The following is a 22,762-nucleotide window of genomic DNA, read 5'->3' on the forward strand; positions in this document are numbered from 1 at the left end:
CTACGCGTCGAGCCTGCTCGAGCACGCGGCGCAGGCGAGCAGCGCCCCGCGCGCCAGGCCCGCGTCGCGCTCCCGGGGCGAGCGCCTGCGCGTGCGCCCGCAGCTGCAGCGCCTGCTCGATCAGCTGCACGAGACGCCGGCGCTCGTGCTGGGGCCCCGCACCGAGATCCTCGCCTGGAACGCGCTCGCCGAACGGGTGTACGCGCCGTTCAGCGGGATGACGAAGCAGCAGCTCAACTACTCCCGGCTGATCTTCACCGAGCCGAGCATGCGCGAGCTGTTCGAGGACTGGGCCTCGGTGGCGCGATCCTGCGTTGCGATCCTGCGCCGGGAGGCCGCTTCGAGCCCGGATGATCCGATGCTTTCGGCACTGGTGGGCGAGCTCACGATCGCAGACCGGGATTTCGGCCGCTGGTGGGCCGCGCGCAACGTGTCGCGGCAGGACATCGGCACGAAGGTGCTGCGGCACCCCTTGGCGGGCGAGCTGACCTTCGACTGGGACACGTTCCGGTACGCGAGCGCGCCCGAGCAGCAGCTGGTGGTGAACTCGCCGACGGAGGGCACCGAGACACGGCGCCGCCTGGAGTGCCTGATCGAGGCCTCTCGGGGCTCGTGAGCTCCGGTATCCGGCCGGGCGGGCGCCGCCCCGGCTGTGTCGGATATGGGTGGGAATGATCGTTCCTAGGAACGAACCGGTCCTGTTCGGTGTCTCGCCTCTCTCGCAGGATGGATGGTGAGCCCGGGGATCCCCCAGGCGCCGCCGATCCGCTACAGCAGGAGGAACGAGTGACCGACTCGAACATCAAGCACGTGAAGTTCCGCAATCCCGACATGTTCTGGGACATCGCGGCCGACATCCATCTCCCCGTCGATTTCGACGAGAGCAAGACCTACGCGACGATCGTGACCGCGCACCCCATCGGCAGCTGCAAGGAGCAGACGTCGGGCGACATCTACGCACGGGCGTTCGCCGAGGCCGGCTTCGTCGCAGTCGCCTTCGACGCCAGCTTCCAGGGCGAGAGCGGCGGAGAGCCCCGCAGGCTCGAGGACCCGACCCAGCGGGTCGAGGACTTCAGCCGGGTGGTCGACTACCTCGTCACGCTGCCCTACGTCGATGCCGACCGCATCGGCGTGCTCGGCGTCTGCGGCGGTGGCGGGTACAGCTGGGCCGCCGCCAAGACCGAGAAGCGTTTCAAGGCCGTCGTCTCGGCCACGGGCGTCAACTACGGCCGCATGATGCGGGATACCGCCGCCGCCCAGGGCGGTGTGCTCGAGAGCCTGCGCGGCACCGCCGCGCAGCGCACGGCCGAGGCGCGCGGGGCCGAATCGCTCGTCGCAGGGATGCTGCCCCCTTCGGCGGAGGCCGCCCAGCAGGTGGGCGACATCGATGTCGTCGAGGCGTACGACTACTACCGCACGGGCCGTGGCGAGGCCGAGAACGGCTGCGTGCTGTTCGAGGCGGCCCACGGCGCCGCGGCGCTCGGCTGGGACGCCTTCCACCTCGCCGACGAGCTGCTCGACCAGCCGCTGCTCGTGGTCGTGGGCGACAAGCAGGGGGCGTTCGGCGCCTACCGGGACGGCCACGAGATCATCGAGCGCGCCGCCTCGACCGAGAAGGAGCTGCTGGTGCTCGAGGGCGTGTCGCACTACGACCTGTACGACCGGCCGGCCGGCGCGGGGAAGGCGCTCGAGAGCATCGTGCCCTTCTTCCGGAAGCACCTGTGATCTGAGGCGCGTCGCAGCCCGGGCCGGACCGGGCCGCCGAGCGACGACGAGGGCCCCGGGGATCGCATCCCCGGGGCCCTCGTCCGTCTTCGCGACGCGGCTAGTTCGCGTTGCAGAGATCGCCGAGCTCGGAGCTCGCCTCGGTGAGCGACTCCGTCTTGCCCTGGATCTCGGTCTGCAGATCCTCGGCCTGCTGCTGCAGCTCGGTGCTCTTCTGCTGGAGCTCCTCGAGCTTCGCCATCGCGTCCGGGTCGGTCGGGTCGAGATCCGACATCTCCGACAGCTCCTGGAAGCCCGAGAGATCGACCTGCTCGATCACCTCGGCGAACGAGTTGTACTCGGCGACGAAGGTGTCGAGCGCACCCTTGACCTCCTCGTTGGTGACCTTCTTCTGGGTCTCGCCGAGCGCGTCCTTGATGGGCTGGAAGATCGCGCCGAAATCGACGTCCTCGCCCTGGAGCGCACCCTGCAGCGCCTCCTGCGTGTCCGCCTGCGACTGCGTCACGACCTCGGTCATGGTCTCCTCCGCGATCTTGCAGGCGTCGGCGACGCTCTGCCCGCCCGAGCAGGACGCCAGCGCGAGCGCGAGGCCCGCTGCGGCGACGACGGCGCCGGTGCGGCGAGTGATCGAGTTCATAGTGAGTTCCTTCCCCCTGTATTGCCAGCACCCAAGCAGGCGCCTCGGGCAGTCTACAGATCCTCGGGCGCAGATTCGACTCCGGCGGGCCGCGGCGACCGATTCGCGGGCCCGCGGGAGGCGGCGTCGCCTAGGCTGGAGCGCATGGACAGCGCGAGCAGAGACGCCGAGAACCGCCGGACCACGCCGAACGAGGACGGCTCTGCGGAGGGCTCAGCGGGCCGGGCCGCGGAGGCTCTGGCGCGGGTCGCCGGGACCGTGCGCACCATGGTGCAGCCCGGCGGCTGCGCCTGGCACGCGGCTCAGACGCACGAATCGCTCACCCGCTACCTGGTGGAGGAGACCGCCGAGTTCATCGACGCGATCGAGCGCGAACTGCCGTCGGAAGAGGTCCGCTCGGAGCTCGGCGACGTGCTCTACCAGGTGCTCTTCCACGCGGCGATCGCCGAGCGCGACGGGGAGGGGTACGATCTCGCCGCCGTCGCCGACGCCCTGAACGAGAAGCTCGTCGCCCGCCATCCGCACGTCTTCGGCGACCGGGGGTACATGTCCGTCGAGGAGCTGAACGCCGAGTGGGAGCGCCTCAAGGAGGACGCCGCCGGGGCCGACCGGGGCTCCCGCAGCCCGCTCGACGGCATCCCCGCGGGCATGCCGGTGCTCGCGCGGGCCGCGAAGGTCGTGGACCGGCTGCGACGCGCGGGGCTCATCAATCCGTCCGCGGCCGAGCGGTCGCACGAGGATCCGCTCGCCGCCGTGATCGGCCCCGACGAGCAGCGCCTGGCCGAGTTCGGCATCGGCGACGCGATGCTCGCGCTCGTGACCCGGGCCAACGCCGCGGGGGTGGATCCGGATCGCGCGCTGCGGCTCGCGGTGGACCGCCTCTCGGCCCGCGTCATGCACGGGGAGGGCTGAGGCGCCGCGGTCGGTCATGCTGCGCGAGGCGAAGCGGGTCGTCCCGAGCATTCCACGCACGCGGGATGGCGGACGCTCCCATCGGCGTCACCATCTCAGACGGGCTCGGGGAACGGGAGCGGTCAGAGGATGAGCCCGCGCATCCGCGCCGCCGACACGGCCGCGTGCCGCGTGGACACCCCGAGCTTCGACATCGCCGCCTGCATGTAGCTCTTCACCGTGCTCTCGGTGAGGCCCAGCGCCGCGCCGATCTGCGCGTTCGTACCACCGAGCGCGGCGTGCGCGAGCACGTCCGTCTCGCGCCGGGAGAGCCTGATCGCCGGCTCGACGGCGCGCGGCGGCTCGCGGTCGGCCGATCCGCCGATCCCGGCCAGCCGCCGTTCGAGCCGTGAGATGCGCTCGCGCAGCGCGGGATCCGCGACGTCGGCCGCGATGCTGCGCAGCTCGGCGTGACTGCTGCGCAGCGCCTCGAGCACGGGCGCGGGGGTCTCGGGCTGCGCCGCACGGTCGAGCACTGCGGCCGCGACGCGGCGCTCGACCTCGTCCTGCACCCGGATCTCCTGCCCGAACGCGCCGGCGACCGACGCAGCGGCGTGCACGAACGAGGCGCCGGGCACCGAACCGCCCCGCGTGCCGCCGTAGAGCACCGCCCGCACCGCGCCGCCGACCATCACCGGCATCGCGAACAGCGAGACGATGCCCTCGGTGCGGATCTCGGCGTCGTAGTCGTGGGTGATGTGACGCGAGCGGGCGTAGTCGGTCGTGAGCCGCGGGCGGCACTCGCTCATCGCCCGCCCGCCCAGACCGCGGCTGCGCTCGACCCGCAGGCCCTGGAGGCTGAGCGTGCGATGGCCCGCGAGCGCGGTGATCGTCGAGACCCCGGCGGACTCGAAGCCGCCGAAGGCGAGCGGGAAGCGCGTGGCGCGTGCGAACTCCTCGACGGCGTCGTCGAGCACGCGCTGCGCGGTGGTGTCGGTGAGTTGCGTCATTGTTACTACCAACTTTCGGGGGTGTTTCATGCTAACCCGAATACCTAACATCGTGAACGCCCACCGTAACGAAGCGGTGAACGCTCACGATTTCAAAGGAGAAACGAGTGACTGCACACGCACCACACGTGTCCGGAGGCGAGTACCGGACGGTTGCACGGCGAAGCCGGGACGACCGGGAGGGATTCTGGCTCGAGGCCGCGGAGCGGATCGACTGGGACGTCACGCCGACGGCGGCCATCGAGGAGCGGGACGAGACCGAGTGGCGCTGGTTCCCCGGCGGCCGTCTGAACGTCTGCGCCAACGCCCTCGACCGGCACGTGGCCGCCGGCCGGGGCGACGACACCGCGTTGATCTACGACTCGGCGATGACGGGCACCCGCGCGCGGTTCAGCTATGCGGAGCTGCGGGATCGGGTCGCGCGCTTCGCGGGCGCGCTGCGCGGGGTCGGCGTCGAGGCGGGCGACCGGGTGCTGGTCTACTGCCCGATGACCCCCGAGGCCGTGATCGCGATGCTCGCCTGCGCCCGGATCGGCGCGATCCACTCCGTCGTCTTCGGCGGGTTCGCGGCGAACGAGCTCGCCGTGCGCATTCAGGATGCGAAGCCGAAGGTCGTCGTGACCTCCTCCGGCGGTCTCGAGCCGAGCCGCACCGTGGCCTATCTGCCCCTCGTGCGCCAGGCGCTCGACATCTGCGGGGGCGGCGCCTCGAGCGTCGAGACAGTGGTCGTGCACGACCGCGAGGCGGTGCCCGGGTCGGCGGCCGACTACGCGGGCGACGCGGAGATCGCGTGGCGCGACTGGGCCGAGCTCGAGGCCGGCGCGCTGCCGGCCGACCCCGTGCCGATGCGCGCGGAGGATCCGCTCTACATCCTCTACACCTCCGGAACCACCGGCAGCCCCAAGGGAGTGGTGCGCGACAGCGGCGGCTACGCCGTGGCGCTCTCCTGGGCGATGCGCAACATCTACGACTTCGGGCCCGGCGACACCATCTTCACGGCCTCCGACGTGGGCTGGGTGGTGGGCCACTCGTTCATCGTCTACGGCCCCCTGCTCGCGGGCGGCACCACCGTGCTCTACGAGGGCAAGCCGGTCGGCACGCCGGACGCCGGGGCCTTCTGGCGCGTGCTCTCGGAGTACGGGGCGAAGATCCTCTCCACGGCCCCCACGGCGCTGCGGGCCATCCGCCGCGAGGATCCCGGACTCGAGGAGCTCGGGGCCTACGACCTCTCGTCGCTGCGAGCCGTCTACCTCGCCGGTGAGCGGATGGATCCCGAGACCTGGCACTGGGTGAACGACGGGCTGCGCGTGCCCGTGGTGGACCACTGGTGGCAGACGGAGACGGGCTGGCCCATCTGCGCGAACCCCCTCGGCATCGAGACGCTGCCGTCGAAGGCCGGCTCGACCTCGCTGCCGATGCCCGGCTTCGACGTGCGCATCGTCGACTCGGCGGGGCGCGACATCACGGCGCCGGACGTCGAGGGCAACATCGCGATCCGCCTGCCGCTGCCGCCCGGCGCGCTGCTCGAGATCTGGGGCAGCCGGCAGCGCTTCATCGACTCCTATCTCTCGGCGTTCCCCGGCTACTACGCCACCGGCGACGCCGGCCACTTCGACGAGGACGGCTACCTGTTCGTCATGGGGCGCACCGACGACGTCATCAACGTGGCCGGGCACCGTCTCTCGACGGGGCAGCTCGAGGAGGTGCTGACCGCGCACCCGTCCGTCGCGGAGTGCGCCGTGATCGGCGTGCACGACGAGCTCAAGGGCCAGCGGGCAGCCGGCTTCGTGACGCTGAAGCACGGCGAGACCGTGGTCCGCGAGGAACTGGCCGCCGAACTCGTGCGGCTGGTGCGCGAGCGCATCGGCCCGGTCGCGGCCTTCCGCGACGTGACGATCGTGGATCGGCTGCCCAAGACGCGCTCGGGCAAGATCCTGCGCAAGACGATGCGGCAGATCGTCGACGGCGAGCCCTACGCGGTACCCGCGACCATCGAGGATCCCGGTGTGATCGACGCCCTGATCGAGGCGCTCTCCGCCACCGTCTCGGCGCCCGCCACGCAGACGGTGTCCGTCCCGCGCTGACCGCGCGGGTCCGCACCGCCGACCCTTCCCGCAATTCCCCATGAGGCAAGGAGGCCCCATGTCCACCGATTCCCGTGCGCTCGAGGAGAGCGTCCCCATCGACTACGAGGCGTTCCAGGCGCGCCCCGAGTTCCAGGAGTACAGGCACCGCTTCCGGCGCTTCGTGTTCCCGCTCGCCGTGGCGTTCATGGTCTGGTTCCTGCTCTACGTGATGCTCGCCGCGTTCGCCCACGACTTCATGGCGCAGCCTTTCCTCGGGCTCAACGTCGGCCTGTGGGCCGGCCTCGCCCAGTTCGTCACCACCTTCGCGATCACCATGTGGTACGTGTCGTTCGCGAACCGGCGACTCGACCCGGCGACCACGGAGCTGCGCGCCGAGCTCGAGCGCATCGCCGACGGTTCCGTCGAGACCGGGGGAGGCGCCCGATGAGCACGACGATCCTGCACCTCGAGCAGACCACCGGGCAGCAGAACCCGGTGCTCAACATCGCCATCTTCCTCGCCTTCGTCGCGGTCACCATGGTGATCGTGATCCGCGCCAGCCGCACCAACAAGAGCGCGGCCGACTTCTACGCCGGCGGCCGATCGTTCTCCGGCCGGCAGAACGGCCTCGCGATCGCGGGCGACTACCTCTCCGCCGCGTCGTTCCTCGGCATCTGCGGCGCGATCGCCATCAACGGCTACGACGGCTTCATGTACTCGATCGGCTTCCTCGTGGCGTGGCTCGTGGCGCTGCTGCTCGTGGCCGAGCTGATGCGCAACACCGCGAAGTTCACGATGGCCGACGTGCTCTCGTTCCGGCTGCAGCAGCGCCCCGTGCGCATGGCCGCGGCGCTCACCACGCTCGCGGTGTCCTTCTTCTACCTCCTCGCGCAGATGGCCGGCGCGGGTGGGCTCGTCTCGCTGCTGCTCGGGATCGACGACAAACTCGGGCAGTCGCTCGTGATCGCCGTGGTCGGCGTCGTGATGATCCTCTACGTGCTCATCGGAGGCATGAAGGGCACGACCTGGGTGCAGATCATCAAGGCCGTGCTGCTCATCGCGGGCGCCGGCGCCATGACGCTGTGGGTGCTCGCGCTCAAGAGCTTCGACTTCGGAGCGGTGCTCGACGCGGCCGTGAACAACCCGGAGAACGCGAACGGCGCGGCGATCCTCGCCCCCGGCCTGCAGTACGGCGCGAACCCGATCGACTTCGTGTCGCTCGCCCTCGCGCTCGTCCTCGGCACCGCCGGCCTGCCCCACGTGCTCATGCGCTTCTACACCGTGCCCACCGCGAAGGAGGCCCGCCGCTCGGTCGTGTGGGCGATCTGGCTGATCGGCATCTTCTACCTGTTCACGCTCGTGCTCGGCTACGGCGCCGCCGCGCTCGTCGGCCCCGAGACGATCGCCAACGCGCCCGGCGGGCAAAACTCCGCCGCGCCGCTGCTCGCGCTGCACCTCGGCGGGCCGCTGCTGCTCGGCTTCATCTCGGCCGTGGCGTTCGCCACGATCCTCGCGGTCGTCGCGGGTCTCACGATCACCGCCTCGGCCTCGTTCGCGCACGACGTGTACAACAGCGTGCTCAAGAAGGGCCAGGCGTCGCCGAAGCAGGAGGTGAAGGTGGCGAAGATCACGACGCTCGTGATCGGCGGACTCGCGATCCTCGGCGGCATCGGCGTGCAGGGGCAGAACATCGCCTTCCTCGTCGCGCTGGCGTTCGCCGTCGCCGCGTCGGCGAACCTGCCGACGATCCTGTACTCGCTGTTCTGGTCGAGGTTCACGACCCGCGGCGCCGTGTGGTCGATGATCGGGGGCCTGCTCTCGGCCGTGCTGCTGATCGCGTTCTCGCCGGTCGTCTCCGGCAACGAGACCGCGATGCTCGGGGCCGGCGTCGACTTCGCGATCTTCCCGCTCAAGAATCCGGGCATCATCTCGATCCCGCTCGGCTTCTTCCTCGGCTGGTTGGGATCGGTCACCGATCCCGGCCGGGAGTCGCCGAAGCTCGCGGCCGAGATGGAGGTGCGCGCGCTCACCGGGTACGGCGCCGAGCCGCCCGTGCGGCACTAGCGCCGGGCCCGCTCCGCGCCTCGCCCGGGGAACGCGGAGTCCCGAGTGGCCGCCTCGCCTCAGCTGAAGCGACCACTCGGGACTCCGCGTTCTCGCGGGCGCCCGCCGGTCAGAACCGGATGACCTTGCCCGCGCTCATGATCGAGTCGGCGGCGATGATCCCCGCGCCGACGAGCACCAGCCAGCCGGCGTTCGGCGTCGCGACGAGCAGGCCGGTCGCGAACAGCACGCCCATCTGGCGCTTCGATCCGCCGAGCAGCTGGACGAGCGCCCCGGGGATCGCCCACAGGGCCATCGTCGGTGCGATCCGCGGATCCGACACACCGGCCATGATGGTGTCCGCGAACACCTGCGACGACGGCGGGAGCTTGCCCTCGGCGAAGAGCCGCTGCCAGGAGACGGCCACGACGCCGATGGCGATCGCGATCGCGACGATCGAGGCCTTCAGCTGCTCTCCCTGCGGCCGGCGAGCTCGTACGCCTTCCACGGGCGCTGCTGCCGGCGCAGGATCCAGCCGGTCTTGTAGTCGTTCGATCGTCTCCTGCAGCGTCTCGTCGTTCGCGACGGTCCCGATCCGGTCGGCTTCCGCGAGCTTGCCGTGCTTGGTGCGCGAATCCGCGATGTGTGTTCCAGCCCGCACGAATCAGCAGCGCTGGAGGGCTCGGTTTCGAAGAACGGGCGCGGTCTCGGGGGCGGGCGTGGCCGAGGTCGAGGGCGTGGTCGGACGGGCGGGCGGGACGCGCGCGGGGCGGCTCAGCTCCCCGGAGCGCTCCACACCGCGCGGAGCACCGCGACCGCGTCATCGAAACCGGTGCCCTCGGCCTGCGCGGCCTCGGCGAGCGCGCGGGCCCGCTCGACGACCGCGCCCGCGGCCCGGGAGGCCCCGGGCGCCACGCGGGTGCCGGCCGCCGTGCGGGTGACGACGAGACCCTCCTGCTCGAGCGAGCGGTAGGCCTTCGCGGCGGTGCCCTGTGCGATCCCGAAGTCCCGGGCCGTCTGCCGCACGGTGGGCAGGCGCTCGCCGTCGCCCAGCTGTCCGGAGCGGATCGCACCGCGGAACAGCTCGGCGATCTCCTCGGCGGTGCGCGGCGCGTGGGGGGCGGGCTGCGTCGCGGTCATCGGGTCCCCTCCGCGCCGGCGAGCACGGCGGCGGGATCCGGGCCGTCGGCGCGGCGCATCCGGCGGAGCGCCCGCCGGGCCCGCCACGTGTCGACCGCGAGGCGCAGCAGCAGCGCAGCACCGAGTCCCTGGACGACGTAGCCGCCCAAGTGCATGATGCCGGCGATGTCCCGGTAGCCGGTGCCGACGATGAAGCGCGCCGCCTCGCCCTGCTGGCCGTCGTCCTCGTACACGCCGACGATGATCGTGCCGATGAACCCCGTGTGCGCCCACACCGCGCCGAGCGTCAGGAGCGCCCCGCCGAGCGCGATGAGCACGATCGTGCGTGCCGTCGCCGTGCGCTCCTCCCGCACCTGCGACGCCGAGGCGCGGGCGAAGACCGGGCGGTTCGCATCGCTTCCGAGGGCGAGGAGCAGGGCGGCGGCGGCGAGTGCGAGTGCGATCAGGGTGGGGAGGTGGTTGGGCCACCCCGCACCCCAGACGTAACCCATGCCCTCCTGCATCGGCATGAACTCGGGCAGTCCGGAGTTCTCGGGACCGATGCCGTAGCGGTTGGCGCCCTCCGGCAGCGAGACCCCGATGAGGGTCTGCCATGCGGTGGTGAGCAGCAGCAGCGCACCGACGATCACCGCGATCCACAGCGGGGTGCGCGGTGCGAACGCCCACCAGCGACGCCGAGGCGCGATGGTGCGTTCGCCCGGGGCGGGCAGCGGCTCCCGGCGCAGTGCGATCAGTGCGAAGATGGCGACGAGGGCGACGGCGATCAGGGGAGCGGGGCGCTGCCACCATCCGCCCGCCCGCGTCCACGCGTCGCCGGAGGCGGCGATCGGATCGCGGGTGGCGAGCCAGCCGGTGGCCGTGCCGACCGCGAGCACCGCGAGCGCTCCCGCGATCCCGAGCCAGGTGAGCGGCCGCGCGCGTCGACCGCTCGGCGGCAGCGGCGCGATGATGCGGGGCCGGATCCACGACAGCGCGAAGAAGACCGCTCCGAGCGTGAGCGGGATCTCGACGGAGAAGAGCTGGAAGAAGGATCGGACCAGCCAGAAGAAGTCGAGCACGGCGCATGCCCCTTTCTGCGCGGCACGGGCCGGCGCTCTGTCTTGTATCGCAAACATAGCACAACTTGTATTTCGTTCGCGATACAAGTTGCGGAGGTCGGAACGTGCGCGGTCGAGGCGGCGCGTGAGGCTGCGGACACCGGCCCGGTGCGCCCATTCGCATCGCTTCGGCGCTCCCGCTCGAGCGAGGCGGGAGGAGAGCGCGCGGGACCGGGCGGCCCCGCGCGCATGGAAGAATGGGTGACTATGGCCAATCCCGTGAACCCGCCGCGCGGCATGCGCGACTTCCTCCCCGCAGACAAGGCCCGCCGCGAGCACGCGCTCGGCATCATCAAGAGCGTGTACCGCTCCCACGGCTTCGACGAGATCGAGACCCCGGTGGTCGAGGACTACGCGCGTCTGCACGCCGGGCTGGGCGGAGACAACGAGAAGCTGAGCTTCTCGATCCTGAAGCGCGGCATCCGTCCCGAGCAGCTGCAGGCGGCCGCCGAAGCGGGCAATGCGGAGCAGCTCGCCGATCTCGGCCTGCGCTTCGACCTCACCGTTCCACTGACCCGCTTCTACGCGAGCCACCGCGCCGAGCTGCCGCCGGTCTTCCGCGCGATCCAGATCGCTCCCGTGTGGCGGGCCGAGCGCCCGCAGAAGGGCCGCTACCGCCAGTTCGTGCAGGCGGACATCGACATCATCGGCGAGCCGGGGCTGCTGGCCGAGATCGAGCTCGTCACCGCGACCTCGCAGGTGCTCGCCGAACTGGGGCTGCAGGGCTGCGTGATCCGCGTGAACGACCGCCGCATCCTCTTCGGGCTGCTCGAGCACTGCGGCTTCCCGGCCGACACCCACGACCGCGCGCTCATCACCGTCGACAAGCTCGACAAGATCGGCGCGAGCGGCGTGGTCGACGAGCTGCGCGAGATCGACGAGGCCGCGGCCGAGCGGCTCGGCGCGGTGCTCGCGGCCGTCGAGCCGGCGCTCGCGGACGACGGGATCCCGCTGACGCGCGCCGGGATCGAGGCCGCGCTGCCGGGCGTCGCCGAGAACCCGGGCGCGGCGACCGGCATCGAGAGCCTCGCAGCGCTCGGCGGCGCGCTCGCCGGCGCGCTGCCCGCGGGGGTCGCCGTGCGCTTCGACCCCACGCTGGTGCGCGGCATGGGCTACTACACGGGCACCATCTTCGAGGTGGCGCACCCGGGATCGGGCAGCTCGGTGGGCGGCGGCGGCCGCTACGACGGCATGGTGGGCCGCTTCCTCGGGCAGGACGTGCCGGCGGTCGGCTTCTCGATCGGCTTCGAGCGCGTGGTGGATCTCATCACCCTGCCGGAGTCGACGGGACCCGAAGCGGTCGCCCTCGTGCACGACGCCGACGCGGCGCTCGAGGATCTCGTGTCGCTCAAGCGCCAGCTCGTGGAGCGCGGCCATCGCGTGCGCCTCGAGAAGCGGCAGAAGAACATGAAGGCGCTGCTCGCCCGCGTGTCGGGCGAGGGCTTCACGAGCTTCGCCAACGCGCGCGCCGGCGTGCGCGACGCCGACGCGCTGGAGTTCCGCCCGCTCGACGCCTGATCAGCGACGCGCGATTCCCGGGCGCTGCGCATTGACCTCGGCGCACGACGGTGCGACGCTGTCGAGTGTGCCGCCGTACCGGAGCGGCCGGATCAGGAGGAACCGCATGAGCACCCAGATCTTCGTCAACCTCGCCACCGACGACCTCGAGCGCTCCAAGGCGTTCTACACGGCGCTCGGATGCGAGATCAACCCGCTCTTCACCGACGAGAACGCGGCCTGCGTGGTCTGGGACGAGCAGGTGTTCTTCATGGTGCTCACCCGGGAGTACTTCGCCACCTTCACCGACAAGGCGGTCGCCGACGCGAAGACCACCGCGCAGGTGCTCATCGCGCTCTCCCGGGACTCCCGCGAAGCCGTGGACGAGGCCCTCGCGGCCGGGCTCGCCGCGGGCGGCAGCGAGCCGAAGGACCCTCAGGATCTCGGGTTCATGTACTCGCGCGATCTCGAGGATCCCGACGGGAACGTGCTCGAGTTCCTCTACATGGATCCCGCGGCCGCCGAGGAGGGGCCGGACGCGTTCACGCCGGTCGACGCCTGATCGCGATGCGCATCGCGGCGCCCGGCCCGGCGGCGGGCGGCCGCTAGACTGGTGTGCGGCGGGAGAACCATGCCCGTCGCACACTTCTGCTCGACATCCCAAGCACTGGCACAGACCCAAGGAGCGCATGGTGGCATTTATCGACGCGGTGATCGCGCGAGAGATCCTCGATTCACGTGGCAACCCGACCGTTGAGGTCGAGGTCGGCCTGACCGACGACTCCGTGGGCCGCGCCGCGGTGCCCTCCGGCGCCTCGACCGGCGCCTTCGAAGCCTACGAGCTGCGCGACGGGGATGAGGATCGCTACCTCGGCAAGGGCGTCACGAAGGCCGTCGACGCGGTGTTCGACGAGCTCGCCCCCGCCATCGAGGGCTTCGCCGCCGACGATCAGCGCATCATCGACGCCGTGCTCAAGGAGGTCGACGGCACCGACAACAAGTCGCGCGTCGGCGCCAACTCGATCCTCGGCGTCAGCCTCGCCGTCGCCCACGCCGCGGCGGCCTCGGCCGAGCTGCCCCTCTACCGCTACCTGGGCGGCCCCAACGCGAGCACGCTGCCCGTGCCGCTCATGAACATCATCAACGGCGGCGCGCACGCCGACACGGGCGTCGACATCCAGGAGTTCATGGCGGTGCCGCTCGGCGCCGAGACCTTCTCGGAGGGGCTGCGCTGGGGCGTCGAGGTCTATCACGCCCTCAAGGCGCTGCTCAACGAGAAGGGGCTGTCGACCGGCCTCGGCGATGAGGGCGGCTTCGCCCCCGATCTGCCGACCAACGCCGAGGCGCTCGACCTGATCGTCGAGGCGATCCGGCGCGCCGGCCTCGAGCCGGGCCGCGACGTGGCCGTGGCGCTCGACGTCGCCTCCTCGGAGTTCTACGAGAACGGCGTCTACAAGTTCGAGGGCCAGGACCGCACTGCGGCCGAGATGACCGCCTACTACGCCGATCTGCTCGACCGCTACCCGCTCGTGTCGATCGAGGACCCGCTCGACGAGAGCGACTGGGACGGCTGGAAGCACCTCACCGACGAGCTCGGAGCCCGGGTGCAGCTCGTCGGCGACGACCTCTTCGTCACCAACCCGGAGCGCCTCGCCGACGGCATCGCCAAGGGCGTCGCGAACTCGCTCCTCGTGAAGGTCAACCAGATCGGCACGCTCACCGAGACCTTCGACGCCGTGCAGCTCGCGCAGCGCGCCGGGTACACCGCCGTGATGTCGCACCGCTCGGGCGAGACCGAGGACGTGACGATCGCCGACCTCGCGGTGGCCACCGACTGCGGCCAGATCAAGACCGGCGCCCCCGCGCGCTCCGACCGCGTCGCCAAGTACAACCAGCTGCTCCGCATCGAGGAAGAGCTGGGCGCCGCAGCGAAGTACGCCGGCCGCAGCGCATTCCCGCGCTTCTCGGCCTGAGGCCCGCGGTTCAGGGTTCCGGGTTCCGATGACGGGTCGAGTGCACCTCTTGCCGAACGGCCGGGCGCGGCGCCCGTTCGTCGGGCGAGCGCGGCTGTCGCTCGTCGGGCGAGCGCGGCTGTCGCTCGTCGGGCGAGCGCGGCGAGTCGGAATCGAGGACCTCTGAATGCCCGACGGCAACAGCACGGTGAAGCGCTGGGCGGAGGATGTCGGCGCGTGGGCGTCGAGTCTGCGGTTCAGCGGCTTCACCGTGCTCGTCGTCGTGCTGGTGCTCGCCGGTGCGGTGATCGTGAGCCCGAGCATCTCCACCTATGTGCAGCAGCGGCGGGAGATCGCCGAGCTGCGCGAGAGCGTGCGGCAGCACCAGGAGGCCGTGAACGAGATCGACGCCGAGCGCGCGAAGTGGAAGGATCCCGTCTACGTGCGCGCCCAGGCGCGTGATCGCCTGTTCTACGTGATGCCGGGGGAGACCCAGCTGAACGTGATCGACGACATCGTGCTCCCGGCCGAGTCGGACGAGGAGACCAACGCCGAGCTCTCCCGCATCGAGAGCACCTGGGCGCGGGGCCTCGCCTCGTCCTTCCTGAGCGCGGGGCTCACCGACGCTCCGCCGGAGGAGCTCGGGGACGCCTCCGATCCCGCCGCCCCGGCCGACGACGCCGCAACCACCGATCCAGAGACGGGCGAGTAGCCGCACGCACGTCCCGCCGCGCGCCGCACGCGCCGGAGATCCCGCCGCCGAGGCGGGACGACGAGAAGGAAGACCGCACATGACACGTCCCCCGTACGACGAGCCAGCCGCCGCCGACATCGCCGCGGTGAGCGAGCAGCTGGGCCGAGAGGCGCGCGGCGTCGTCGGCATCGCCGCGCGCGCTGCGGACGGGAGCCCCGCCGTCGTCGCCACGGCGCCGCGCCTGCCCGACGGGTCGCCGTTCCCCACCTTCTACTACCTCTGCCACCCCGAGGCGGTCGCGGCCGCGTCGCGGCTGGAGGCCGCCGGGGTGATGAACGAGTTCAACGCGCTCCTGGCCGAGGACGAGGAGGTGCGCGCGCAGTACGCGCGTGCGCACGAGCAGTACATCGCGGATCGCGACAGCGTCGGCGAGGTGCCGGAGCTGGCGGGTGTCAGCGCGGGCGGAATGCCCACCCGGGTCAAGTGCCTGCACGCGCTCATCGGGCACGCGCTGGCCGCGGGCCCGGGGGTGAACCCGATCGGGGACCTGGCGCTCGAACGGTGCGATTGGAACGGTTGAAACCGCAGGACAAGCGGTCCTGGCGGCTTTTCCCACCGGGATCGCGCGTTTTTCGTCGGCTTTCCGCTGAAATGGCAGTGGCCTCGATCAAAACGGGGTAGAGTTGACGCCGTGGGCGCAAGGCGCCCGCTTTTTCTGTGCCCGCGAGTCGGGTTCACATCACGCTCATTGCATCAAGGAGACTGCTTCGTGGCGAAGAAGATTCTGATCGTTGGTGGTGGCTATGCCGGCTTCTACACCGCATGGAAGCTGGAGAAGCTGCTTCGTGGCGGTGAGGCCGAGGTGACGATCGTCGATCCGCTGCCGTACATGGCTTATCTGCCGTTCCTGCCGGAGGTGGCTTCGGGATCGATCGAGCCGCGGCATGCGGTGGTGGCGCGTCGTCGTCATCTGAGCCGGACGGCGAATATCGCGGGTAAGGTGACCGGGATCTCGCATGCGGAGAAGACCGCGACGATCACCCCGAACGTGGGGGAGTCGTTCGAGTTCCGGTACGATCACATCGTCGTCACCACCGGTTCGGTTTCGCGTACCTTCCCCATCGCGGGCATCGCCGACAACGCGATCGGTATGAAGACGATCGAGGAGGCCGTCGCGGTGCGCGACCGCCTCGTCGGCAACTTCGAGCGTGCGGCCTCGCTGCCCAAGGGTTCGGCCGAGCGCGCGCGCCTGCTCACCGTGACCGTGGTGGGTGGTGGGTTCGCCGGTATCGAGACCATCTCCGAGCTGCGCTCCTTCGCGACCTCGCTGCTGCGCCGCTACCCGGAGATCGCCTTCGACGAGACCACGTTCCACCTGGTCGAGGCGATGGGCCGCATCATGCCCGAGGTGTCGCAGCAGACCGCGGACTGGGTGGTCAAGGATCAGACCCGCCGCGGTGTCGAGATCCATCTCGACACGCAGCTCTCCTCGGCCGTGGACGGCAGGATCGAGCTCTCGACCGGGGAGCAGTACGAGTCGGACCTCATCGTGTGGACCGCGGGCGTGATGCCCCGCCCGTTCCTGCGCGGCACGGACCTGCCGATCGGTCCTCGCGGCCACGTCGTCGCGAGCCCGAATCTCCGCATCACCACTGAGGAGGGTGAGGAGCTGGAGGGTGCGTGGACCGCGGGGGATACCTCGCAGGTGCCCGATATCTCGCCGACTCCCGGGCCGGGCGGGTTCTGCGTGCCCAACGCGCAGCACGCGGTGCGGCAGGGCAAGCTGCTCGCGAAGAACATCGCCGCGGATCTGCGTGGTGAGGGTGTGCGGGAGTACAACCACAAGAACGCGGGTGCGGTGGCCGGTCTGGGGGTGAACACGGGTGTGTTCCAGTCGGGCGGGTTCGCGTTGAAGGGCTACTTCGCGTGGCTCGCGCACCGGTTCTATCACGGTCTGGCGATTCCGTCGTGGGAGCGCAAGTGGCGGGTGTTCGGCGGCTGGGTGGGGCATTTCTTCCTGGGCCGCGACGTCGTGAACATCGAGGCGGTGCAGGAGCCGCGCGCGATCTTCGAGGAGTTCGCAGCGCGCCCCAAGGCATAGCCCGCACCTGAGGTGAGATCCCGGGCTCCGCAGATCTGAGCGGAGAACCCCCGCAGCCCGGCGCTGCGGGGGTTCTCGCGTCTCCTCCCGGCGCGCCTCGGCTGGAAACGGGGCCGAGGCGCTCGGCGGGAGCGGCTCTGTCTGCAGATCGCCGTCCTCCTGCGCGAGCTTGCGAGTCGCGGGATACACACGCAATCCACACGCAATCCACGCGCAGTCCACGCCCCTGGACCGGCGTCCTCCCCGGTTCGCGCGTCAGTAGATGTCATCAAGAAGGCCGTGAGGCGACAACTACTGACGCGCCTCGTTGCATCGCTCGATCGGTGCTCGAAGCTGGGGGGCAAGGGGCCCGCGCCGGAGAGGCGAAGAGCTTCGCTCTCCGCGTAGTTCTCCTGAGCCTGTGGGCTCAGCGCCTCCGGCGGAGAAAGGCTGACGCCTTTCTCCCTAGTTCTCCGGCGCATGCCTCGAGAGGAACTCGTACATCTCCGTGTCGTCGACACCGGGGAAGGTGCCCGTGGGCAGTGGCGAGAGCACGTGCGCGTGCATGCGGGCGCTCGGCCACGCCTTGCCCTGCCAGCGGGTCAGCAGGTCGGGCCTGGGCGTGCGGCAGCAGCTCTCGTCGGGGCACGTCGAGACCCTCCGCTCGCCCGTGTCGCGTCCGCGGAACCACTTGGCGTCGTCGAAGGGCACGCCGCAGGCGATCGCGAAGGGACCCAGCTCGGCGTCGCCGGTCTGCACGCTCGACCAGTACGTGCCGGCGGGAGTGTCGGTGTACTGGTAGAACTCGCTCGTGCGGTTGGTGCGGTTGAAGGCGGTGCGGCCGCCCCACTTGTGGCACAGCATCTCGCCCTCGATCGAACCCGAGTCGTCGCTGGGGAAGGGCAGCCCGTCGTTCTCGTAGCCGCGCACCAGCGCGCCCGCTCCGTCGGCGCGGTAGTGGTGCACGCGCAGATCGAGGTGACGCGTGGCGAGGTTCGTGAAGCGGTGGGCGGCGGCCTCGTGCGTCACCCCGAAGGCGTCGCGCAGATCCTCGATCGCCAGATTGCGATTGCGCTTGGCCTGCTGCAGCAGGTCGACCGCACGCGCCTCCGGCATCAGGCAGGCGGCGGCGAAGTAGTTGATCTGCAGGCGCTGCTCGAGGAACTCCCCGTAGCTCGACGGCTCGGTGTGTCCGAGCACGCGGTGGGCCATGGCCTGCAGCGCGAGCGAGCGCAGCCCGTGACCGCCCGGGATCGAGGCGGGCGGCAGGTAGATGCGGCCGTTCTCGAGGTCGGTGATGCTGCGGGTGTTCGAGGGCAGCTCGTCGACGAAGATGAGGGTGAAGCCGAGCAGTTCGGCGGCCATCGCGACCTCGCGGTGCGTCACGGCACCCGTGCCGTGGCCGATGCGGCGCATCAGATCGGAGGCGACGAGCTCGATCTCGTTGATGTAGTTGTCGCACTCGCGCATCTGCATGCGGATGGCGGTGTTGGCGCGGCGAGCCTCCTCGGAGGTCGTGGCGGCGGCTCGGGATCGCCGCGCGAGCTCGCGGTGCAGGCCGACGAGCGCCTCCAGCGTGTCGTCGCCGAGCGTGCGCGGCGCGCGCACGTGGGGGAGCCCGAGGCGCAAGTAGCTGGGGGCGGTCTGCGCCCGCTCGAGCTCGATCTCGAGCTCGCTGCGGCGATCCGGGGCCTCCCGCTTCAGCAGCTCCGAGGGATCGATGCCGAGCTCGCGCGCCGCGCTCTGCAGCAGCCCCAGCCGGGGCTCCCTGCGGCCGTTCTCGATCAGGGAGAGCTGGCTGGCCACGACGCCCACCCGCTCGCCGAGTTGATCGAGCGTGAGCCCGGCCCGGGTGCGGAAGTGGCGCAGCCGCTTTCCGAGCAGCAGGCGGTCGAACTCGGCTTCGCTCTGCGTCGGGGTCACTTCGGGGGTCATGTTTTGACTATACGGCAAGAATCCCGAAATTTTACAGCGGATATGGTGAACGGCGGGTAAAACCCTTGCCGAGAATGGAGATGTCACCGATTCTTCACCGACACGGTGTGTGAAACCGAGGAGAACGAAACGTCATGAGCGCCATCCAGGTCATCGACGAGGAGATCACGATCGCAGATCTCGTCCGCGCCAACGCGACCACCGCCAACGAGGAGGTGCTGCAGTGGGTGACCGAGGTCGCCGAACTGACCAAGCCCGATGAGGTGATCTGGTGCGACGGCTCGCAGGACGAGTGGAACCGCATCACGACCGAGATGGTCGAGGCGGGATCGCTGATCCCGCTCAACAAGGATCTGCGCCCCGGCAGCTTCCTCGCCCGCTCGCACCCGGGCGACGTCGCCCGTGTCGAGGACCGCACCTTCATCTGCTCGGAGAAGCAGGAGGACGCCGGCCCCACGAACAACTGGGTCGCCCCCGCCGACATGAAGGCGGAGCTCATGCCGCTCTTCGAGGGCTCGATGCGCGGCCGCGTCATGTACGTCGTGCCGTTCTCCATGGGGCCGGTCGGCGGCGCCATCACGCAGCTCGGGATCGAGATCACCGACTCGCCCTACGCCGTGCTCAACATGCGCATCATGACCCGCATGGGCCAGACGGCTCTCGACGGCATCACCCCGGGCAGCGAGTGGGTGCGCACCGTGCACTCCGTCGGTGCGCCGCTCGAGGACGGCCAGGAGGACGTGGCCTGGCCCTGCAGCGACACCAAGTACATCACCCACTTCCCGGAGACTCTCGAGGTGTGGTCGTACGGCTCGGGCTACGGCGGCAACGCACTGCTCTCGAAGAAGTGCTTCGCGCTGCGCATCGCCTCGGTGATGGGCCGCAACGAGGGCTGGCTCGCCGAGCACATGCTGCTGCTCAAGCTCACCAACACCGAGAGCGGCAAGGCCTACCACCTCTCGGCGGCGTTCCCCTCCGCCTGCGGCAAGACCAACCTCGCGATGCTGCAGCCGACGATCCCCGGCTGGAAGGTCGAGACGATCGGCGACGACATCGCCTGGCTGCGCCCCGGCCCCGACGGCCGCCTCTACGCGATCAACCCCGAGGCCGGCTTCTTCGGCGTCGCTCCCGGCACCGGCGAGTCGACCAACCCGGTGGCCATGGAGACGCTCTGGGGCAACACCATCTTCACCAACGTCGCGCTGACCGACGACGGCGACGTGTGGTGGGAGGGCAGGACCGATGAGGTGCCCGCTCACCTCGTCGACTGGCAGGGCAACGACTGGACGCCCGAGGCCGATCGCCCCGCCGCGCACCCGAACTCCCGGTTCACCGTGCCGATCCAGCAGACCCCCACGCTCGCGCAGGACTGGTACGAGCAGAACGGCGTGCCGCTCGACGCGATCCTCTTCGGCGGCCGTCGCGCCACCAACGTGCCGCTCGTCGCCCAGTCGCTCTCGTGGGAGCACGGCGTGTTCGTCGGCGCGACCGTCTCGTCCGAGAAGACGGCGGCCCAGGAGGGCACCGTCGGCGAGCTGCGCCGCGATCCCTTCGCCATGCTGCCGTTCTGCGGCTACAACATGGCCGACTACTGGGGCCACTGGCTCGAGGTGGGCGAGCGGCTGGGCGACCGGGCACCCAAGATCTTCCAGGTCAACTGGTTCCGCAAGGGCGCCGACGGCCGGTTCCTGTGGCCCGGCTTCGGCGACAACTCGCGTGTGATCGACTGGATCATCCGCCGCGTCGAGGGCGAGGTCGAGGGCCGCGCCACCGCCATCGGCACCGTGCCCGTCGCAGGCGAGCTCAACCTCGACGGCATCGAGGTGCCCGAGGCCGACATGGCGGAGCTGTTCGCGATCGATCCCGCCTCGTGGCTCGCCGAGGCCGACCTCACCGAGGAGTTCTTCGCACAGTTCGGCGACCGCGTGCCGGCCGCCCTGCGCGGCCAGCTCGAGAGCCTGCGCGAGCGCCTGGGCGCGTAGCCGCCTTCCCGAACCAGTAGACCCCGCCGTCCTGCCCGACGGCGGGGTCTGCTTTTTCGCGCCCGGTCGAGTGCGCGGGGTCGTGGCAGGGCGGGGCTCCCGCGCCGGCCGCTATCCTGAGAGGGAGCATGAGGGAGGCAGGCCGGGGCCCGGTCCAGTGAACAGTGATCAGCGCGCAGAGTTTCAGATCCCTCGAGTCGTCGAGTCCGAACGGCGCCCAGCTCTTCACCGACTCCTCCGAGCGCGTCGTCGCCTATCTCAACGTGCACACCCCGCTCACCGACTGGTCGGTGAGCCGTGTGACCGGAGGCGATCAGGTCCACCTGCACGTCCATCACGACCAGCTGCTGGACGTCGGGGATCGCGTCGCCTGGACGGAGTCCTTCTGCAGTCGCATGGCGGCGGGCGCGAAGCACGTCGTCAGGAACTCGCAAGCCGATCCGGAGTACTCGGACCTCGAGACCGCCGAGACGGTGGGCGCCTACGCGGGCTACACCATCGGGGACGACCGGGACGGGATCTTCGGGGTGCTCTGCGGCGTGCGATCCGCGCCCCTGCGGGAGGACGAGGGCGTCGACGAGCGGCTCCTGTCCCTGCTGAGCGAGTTGCTCACCACGCAGCTCGCGCTCTCACGGCACGTCGATCGGGAGCGGCGCTCCCTCGAGCTCGCCGAGGCGCTCGCGCAGACCGACGCGCTCACCGGCGCGCTGAACCGGCGCGGGTGGGATCGGGTCGTCGCCGACGCGCAGGAGCGTCTCGACGCCTTCGGGGATCCCGTCGCCGTCGCGGTGATCGACCTCGACGGTCTCAAGGCGCTCAACGACACGCACGGGCACGCCGCGGGGGACGCCATGATCGTGCGCGCCGCGGATGCGCTGCGGGCCGTCTCCACCCCGGCGAGTCACGTCGCCCGGTACGGGGGCGACGAGTTCATGATCCTCTCCAACGGGATCGCGCCCTCTCGGCTCGAGGCCGGGTTCGGCGCGTTCGCACGCGCGCTCTCGGACGCCGGCGTGGGGGCGTCCATCGGGCTCGCTGCGGCCGAGCCGGGGATCGTCTCGGTGGCCGCCGCGATCGCCGCCGCCGACGTCCGCATGTACGCGCACAAGCGCGAGCGGAAGCTCGACGGTCGCGCCTCGGCGCTCTCCCCGCTCTCGTCGGGCGCGGGCGCCCCGTAGCAGCGGCCGGGTGCGGCGTTCTCGCGAAGTCCCCCCACTGGGACTCGAACCCGGCCGCGCGCTCGATGCAACGCGGAGCGTTGCGCGCGCTCGCCGCGTGGCCCGCCTTCGGGCCGCGTTCAGGTTCGAGAATGCAGCGGGACGCAGCGCAGCGGAGTCCCCCCACTCGGATTCGAACCGAGACTGCACCGATTTTAAGTCGGCTGCCTCTGCCAATTGGGCTATGGGGGGGCAGCGACCATCCTCCCACGAGCCGGCCGCCACCCGTGCGCGCCGCTACTCGGCGAAGGCCAGGCCCGCCTCGGAGAGGGCCTCCTCCAGGATCCGCACCGCCTTCGGGCCGACGCCGTGCAGCGCGAGCAGGTCCTTCCGGCGCATCGCGGACACCTCGCGCAGCGTGGTGACGCCGATGGCGAGCAGCGCGCTGTTGGCCGGGCGGCCGATCCGCGGGAGGTCGCCGATCTGCTCGGGGAGGTCTCGGGTGGTCATACGGCCAGGGTACAAGCTCGGGCACGCGCACCGGGGGAGCACGTGCGGAGCCCGGCTTCGATAGCCGTTCTGCGCGCCGTCGCGGAATCCGCGCACGGGATGGTGCGACCCTGCGCGGGATGGCGGCGAGCTCGGCACCACCGGGTGCGGGTCCGGAGCCGCGTAAGCTGTTCCCGTGCTCTTCGCCAAGATCCTCCTCGTCATCGCGATCGCGATCGCGATCCTGCTGGCCGTGTATCTGCGGGTGCGGGCGTGGAGGGTGCGGCGCGCCGCGGCGCGTGAGGCCTGGCGGGCGGAGCTCGAGCGGGATCTCCGGCGGGGCTCCCCGGAGTGATCGACCCTCGCC

The 22,762-nt window shown here is 70.8% G+C and carries 22 protein-coding genes and 1 tRNA gene; 15 read left to right on the forward strand and 8 right to left on the reverse strand.

From position 1 onward, the window contains the following. Window positions 1-616, forward strand: a 616-nt coding sequence (locus ACWKZU_RS00525) for an MmyB family transcriptional regulator (protein WP_449280440.1), incomplete at its 5' end; no start/stop codon positions are given. A 170-nt stretch (window positions 617-786) separates the two neighbouring features. After that, entirely contained in the window at window positions 787-1,725 is a 939-nt protein-coding gene (locus ACWKZU_RS00530) for an alpha/beta hydrolase (RefSeq protein WP_449280441.1), read from the forward strand. A 100-nt stretch (window positions 1,726-1,825) separates the two neighbouring features. Here the strand turns inward: ACWKZU_RS00530 and ACWKZU_RS00535 are convergent, their stop codons facing one another. Then, window positions 1,826-2,362, reverse strand: coding sequence for a hypothetical protein (locus ACWKZU_RS00535; RefSeq protein ID WP_449280442.1), 537 nt, complete (start codon window positions 2,360-2,362; stop codon window positions 1,826-1,828). A 144-nt stretch (window positions 2,363-2,506) separates the two neighbouring features. On the opposite strand from ACWKZU_RS00535, the gene ACWKZU_RS00540 reads away from it, so the two are divergent. Next, the gene (locus tag ACWKZU_RS00540) at window positions 2,507-3,274 is read left to right on the forward strand and encodes a MazG nucleotide pyrophosphohydrolase domain-containing protein (protein WP_449280443.1); all 768 of its coding nucleotides are present in this window, start codon (window positions 2,507-2,509) and stop codon (window positions 3,272-3,274) included. A 122-nt stretch (window positions 3,275-3,396) separates the two neighbouring features. Here ACWKZU_RS00540 and ACWKZU_RS00545 read toward each other — a convergent pair whose 3' ends face one another. Continuing rightward, window positions 3,397-4,263 (reverse strand): LuxR C-terminal-related transcriptional regulator, encoded by an 867-nt coding sequence (locus ACWKZU_RS00545; RefSeq protein WP_449280444.1) that lies wholly within the window; start codon window positions 4,261-4,263, stop codon window positions 3,397-3,399. A 107-nt stretch (window positions 4,264-4,370) separates the two neighbouring features. Here ACWKZU_RS00545 and ACWKZU_RS00550 point away from each other — a divergent pair, with 107 nt between their 5' ends. From ACWKZU_RS00550 to ACWKZU_RS00560, 3 genes are read left to right on the forward strand one after another with little or no spacing between them, the layout of a single operon-like run. Continuing rightward, the gene (locus tag ACWKZU_RS00550; RefSeq protein ID WP_449280445.1) at window positions 4,371-6,347 is read left to right on the forward strand and encodes an AMP-binding protein; all 1,977 of its coding nucleotides are present in this window, start codon (window positions 4,371-4,373) and stop codon (window positions 6,345-6,347) included. 58 nt (window positions 6,348-6,405) lie between these two features. Further along, window positions 6,406-6,777: a DUF485 domain-containing protein gene (locus tag ACWKZU_RS00555; RefSeq protein WP_449280446.1), complete on the forward strand. Its 372-nt coding sequence runs from the start codon at window positions 6,406-6,408 to the stop codon at window positions 6,775-6,777. Then, window positions 6,774-8,393, forward strand: a complete 1,620-nt coding sequence (locus ACWKZU_RS00560; RefSeq protein WP_449280447.1) for a solute symporter family protein — start codon at window positions 6,774-6,776, stop codon at window positions 8,391-8,393. Before ACWKZU_RS00555 ends, ACWKZU_RS00560 begins: the two co-directional genes overlap by 4 nt. Before the next feature lie 109 nt (window positions 8,394-8,502). Here the strand turns inward: ACWKZU_RS00560 and ACWKZU_RS00565 are convergent, their stop codons facing one another. From ACWKZU_RS00565 to ACWKZU_RS00575, 3 genes are all read right to left on the reverse strand, one after another. Next, a complete protein-coding gene (locus tag ACWKZU_RS00565) occupies window positions 8,503-9,033 on the reverse strand; it encodes a hypothetical protein (protein ID WP_449280448.1) in 531 nt (176 codons plus the stop codon). 113 nt (window positions 9,034-9,146) lie between these two features. Continuing rightward, window positions 9,147-9,512 carry a GntR family transcriptional regulator gene (locus ACWKZU_RS00570; protein WP_449280449.1) on the reverse strand — a complete coding sequence of 122 codons (366 nt, stop codon included), beginning with the start codon at window positions 9,510-9,512 and terminating at the stop codon, window positions 9,147-9,149. After that, a complete protein-coding gene (locus ACWKZU_RS00575) occupies window positions 9,509-10,570 on the reverse strand; it encodes a hypothetical protein (RefSeq protein ID WP_449280450.1) in 1,062 nt (353 codons plus the stop codon). Before ACWKZU_RS00575 ends, ACWKZU_RS00570 begins: the two co-directional genes overlap by 4 nt. Before the next feature lie 246 nt (window positions 10,571-10,816). Here ACWKZU_RS00575 and hisS point away from each other — a divergent pair, with 246 nt between their 5' ends. From hisS to ACWKZU_RS00605, 6 genes are all read left to right on the forward strand, one after another. Next, window positions 10,817-12,127: a histidine--tRNA ligase gene (gene hisS / locus ACWKZU_RS00580; RefSeq protein ID WP_449280451.1), complete on the forward strand. Its 1,311-nt coding sequence runs from the start codon at window positions 10,817-10,819 to the stop codon at window positions 12,125-12,127. 106 nt (window positions 12,128-12,233) lie between these two features. Beyond that, on the forward strand, window positions 12,234-12,668 hold the full coding sequence (locus ACWKZU_RS00585) for a VOC family protein (protein WP_449280452.1): 435 nt from the start codon (window positions 12,234-12,236) through the stop codon (window positions 12,666-12,668). A gap of 130 nt (window positions 12,669-12,798) precedes the next feature. After that, the gene (eno, locus tag ACWKZU_RS00590) at window positions 12,799-14,079 is read left to right on the forward strand and encodes a phosphopyruvate hydratase (protein ID WP_449280453.1); all 1,281 of its coding nucleotides are present in this window, start codon (window positions 12,799-12,801) and stop codon (window positions 14,077-14,079) included. 166 nt (window positions 14,080-14,245) lie between these two features. Next, window positions 14,246-14,770 (forward strand): septum formation initiator family protein, encoded by a 525-nt coding sequence (locus ACWKZU_RS00595; RefSeq protein ID WP_449280454.1) that lies wholly within the window; start codon window positions 14,246-14,248, stop codon window positions 14,768-14,770. A gap of 79 nt (window positions 14,771-14,849) precedes the next feature. Then, window positions 14,850-15,332 carry a DUF501 domain-containing protein gene (locus tag ACWKZU_RS00600; protein ID WP_449280455.1) on the forward strand — a complete coding sequence of 161 codons (483 nt, stop codon included), beginning with the start codon at window positions 14,850-14,852 and terminating at the stop codon, window positions 15,330-15,332. Window positions 15,333-15,521: 189 nt separating this feature from the next. Then, window positions 15,522-16,853, forward strand: a complete 1,332-nt coding sequence (locus ACWKZU_RS00605) for an NAD(P)/FAD-dependent oxidoreductase (protein WP_449280456.1) — start codon at window positions 15,522-15,524, stop codon at window positions 16,851-16,853. 444 nt (window positions 16,854-17,297) lie between these two features. Here ACWKZU_RS00605 and ACWKZU_RS00610 read toward each other — a convergent pair whose 3' ends face one another. Further along, complete coding sequence (locus ACWKZU_RS00610) at window positions 17,298-18,767, reverse strand: helix-turn-helix domain-containing protein (RefSeq protein ID WP_449280457.1); 1,470 nt, start codon at window positions 18,765-18,767, stop codon at window positions 17,298-17,300. Window positions 18,768-18,901: 134 nt separating this feature from the next. Here ACWKZU_RS00610 and ACWKZU_RS00615 point away from each other — a divergent pair, with 134 nt between their 5' ends. Together ACWKZU_RS00615 and ACWKZU_RS00620 are read left to right on the forward strand one after the other, a co-directional pair. After that, window positions 18,902-20,749, forward strand: a complete 1,848-nt coding sequence (locus tag ACWKZU_RS00615; protein ID WP_449280458.1) for a phosphoenolpyruvate carboxykinase (GTP) — start codon at window positions 18,902-18,904, stop codon at window positions 20,747-20,749. Window positions 20,750-20,913: 164 nt separating this feature from the next. Further along, the gene (locus ACWKZU_RS00620) at window positions 20,914-21,927 is read left to right on the forward strand and encodes a GGDEF domain-containing protein (RefSeq protein WP_449280459.1); all 1,014 of its coding nucleotides are present in this window, start codon (window positions 20,914-20,916) and stop codon (window positions 21,925-21,927) included. 157 nt (window positions 21,928-22,084) lie between these two features. On the opposite strand, the gene ACWKZU_RS00625 is transcribed toward ACWKZU_RS00620, so the two are convergent. Together ACWKZU_RS00625 and ACWKZU_RS00630 are read right to left on the reverse strand one after the other, a co-directional pair. Further along, a tRNA-Leu gene (locus ACWKZU_RS00625) sits at window positions 22,085-22,158 on the reverse strand. A gap of 45 nt (window positions 22,159-22,203) precedes the next feature. Further along, the gene (locus ACWKZU_RS00630; protein ID WP_449280460.1) at window positions 22,204-22,416 is read right to left on the reverse strand and encodes a hypothetical protein; all 213 of its coding nucleotides are present in this window, start codon (window positions 22,414-22,416) and stop codon (window positions 22,204-22,206) included. Between the two features lie 175 nt (window positions 22,417-22,591). Between ACWKZU_RS00630 and ACWKZU_RS00635 the strand changes: the two genes are divergently transcribed. Next, window positions 22,592-22,750, forward strand: coding sequence for a hypothetical protein (locus tag ACWKZU_RS00635; protein WP_449280461.1), 159 nt, complete (start codon window positions 22,592-22,594; stop codon window positions 22,748-22,750). The last annotated feature ends 12 nt before the right edge of the window (window positions 22,751-22,762 follow it).

This window comes from Leucobacter sp. (assembly GCF_053528595.1).

Coding starts and splice junctions, on each gene's coding strand:
- ACWKZU_RS00535 (WP_449280442.1), bottom strand. CDS start 2,362: ATGAACTCGATCACTCGCCGCACCGGCGCCGTCGTCGCCGCAGCGGGC.
- ACWKZU_RS00540 (WP_449280443.1), top strand. CDS start 2,507: ATGGACAGCGCGAGCAGAGACGCCGAGAACCGCCGGACCACGCCGAAC.
- ACWKZU_RS00545 (WP_449280444.1), bottom strand. CDS start 4,263: ATGACGCAACTCACCGACACCACCGCGCAGCGCGTGCTCGACGACGCC.
- ACWKZU_RS00555 (WP_449280446.1), top strand. CDS start 6,406: ATGTCCACCGATTCCCGTGCGCTCGAGGAGAGCGTCCCCATCGACTAC.
- ACWKZU_RS00560 (WP_449280447.1), top strand. CDS start 6,774: ATGAGCACGACGATCCTGCACCTCGAGCAGACCACCGGGCAGCAGAAC.
- ACWKZU_RS00570 (WP_449280449.1), bottom strand. CDS start 9,512: ATGACCGCGACGCAGCCCGCCCCCCACGCGCCGCGCACCGCCGAGGAG.
- hisS (WP_449280451.1), top strand. CDS start 10,817: ATGGCCAATCCCGTGAACCCGCCGCGCGGCATGCGCGACTTCCTCCCC.
- ACWKZU_RS00585 (WP_449280452.1), top strand. CDS start 12,234: ATGAGCACCCAGATCTTCGTCAACCTCGCCACCGACGACCTCGAGCGC.
- ACWKZU_RS00595 (WP_449280454.1), top strand. CDS start 14,246: ATGCCCGACGGCAACAGCACGGTGAAGCGCTGGGCGGAGGATGTCGGC.
- ACWKZU_RS00600 (WP_449280455.1), top strand. CDS start 14,850: ATGACACGTCCCCCGTACGACGAGCCAGCCGCCGCCGACATCGCCGCG.
- ACWKZU_RS00610 (WP_449280457.1), bottom strand. CDS start 18,767: ATGACCCCCGAAGTGACCCCGACGCAGAGCGAAGCCGAGTTCGACCGC.
- ACWKZU_RS00615 (WP_449280458.1), top strand. CDS start 18,902: ATGAGCGCCATCCAGGTCATCGACGAGGAGATCACGATCGCAGATCTC.
- ACWKZU_RS00630 (WP_449280460.1), bottom strand. CDS start 22,416: ATGACCACCCGAGACCTCCCCGAGCAGATCGGCGACCTCCCGCGGATC.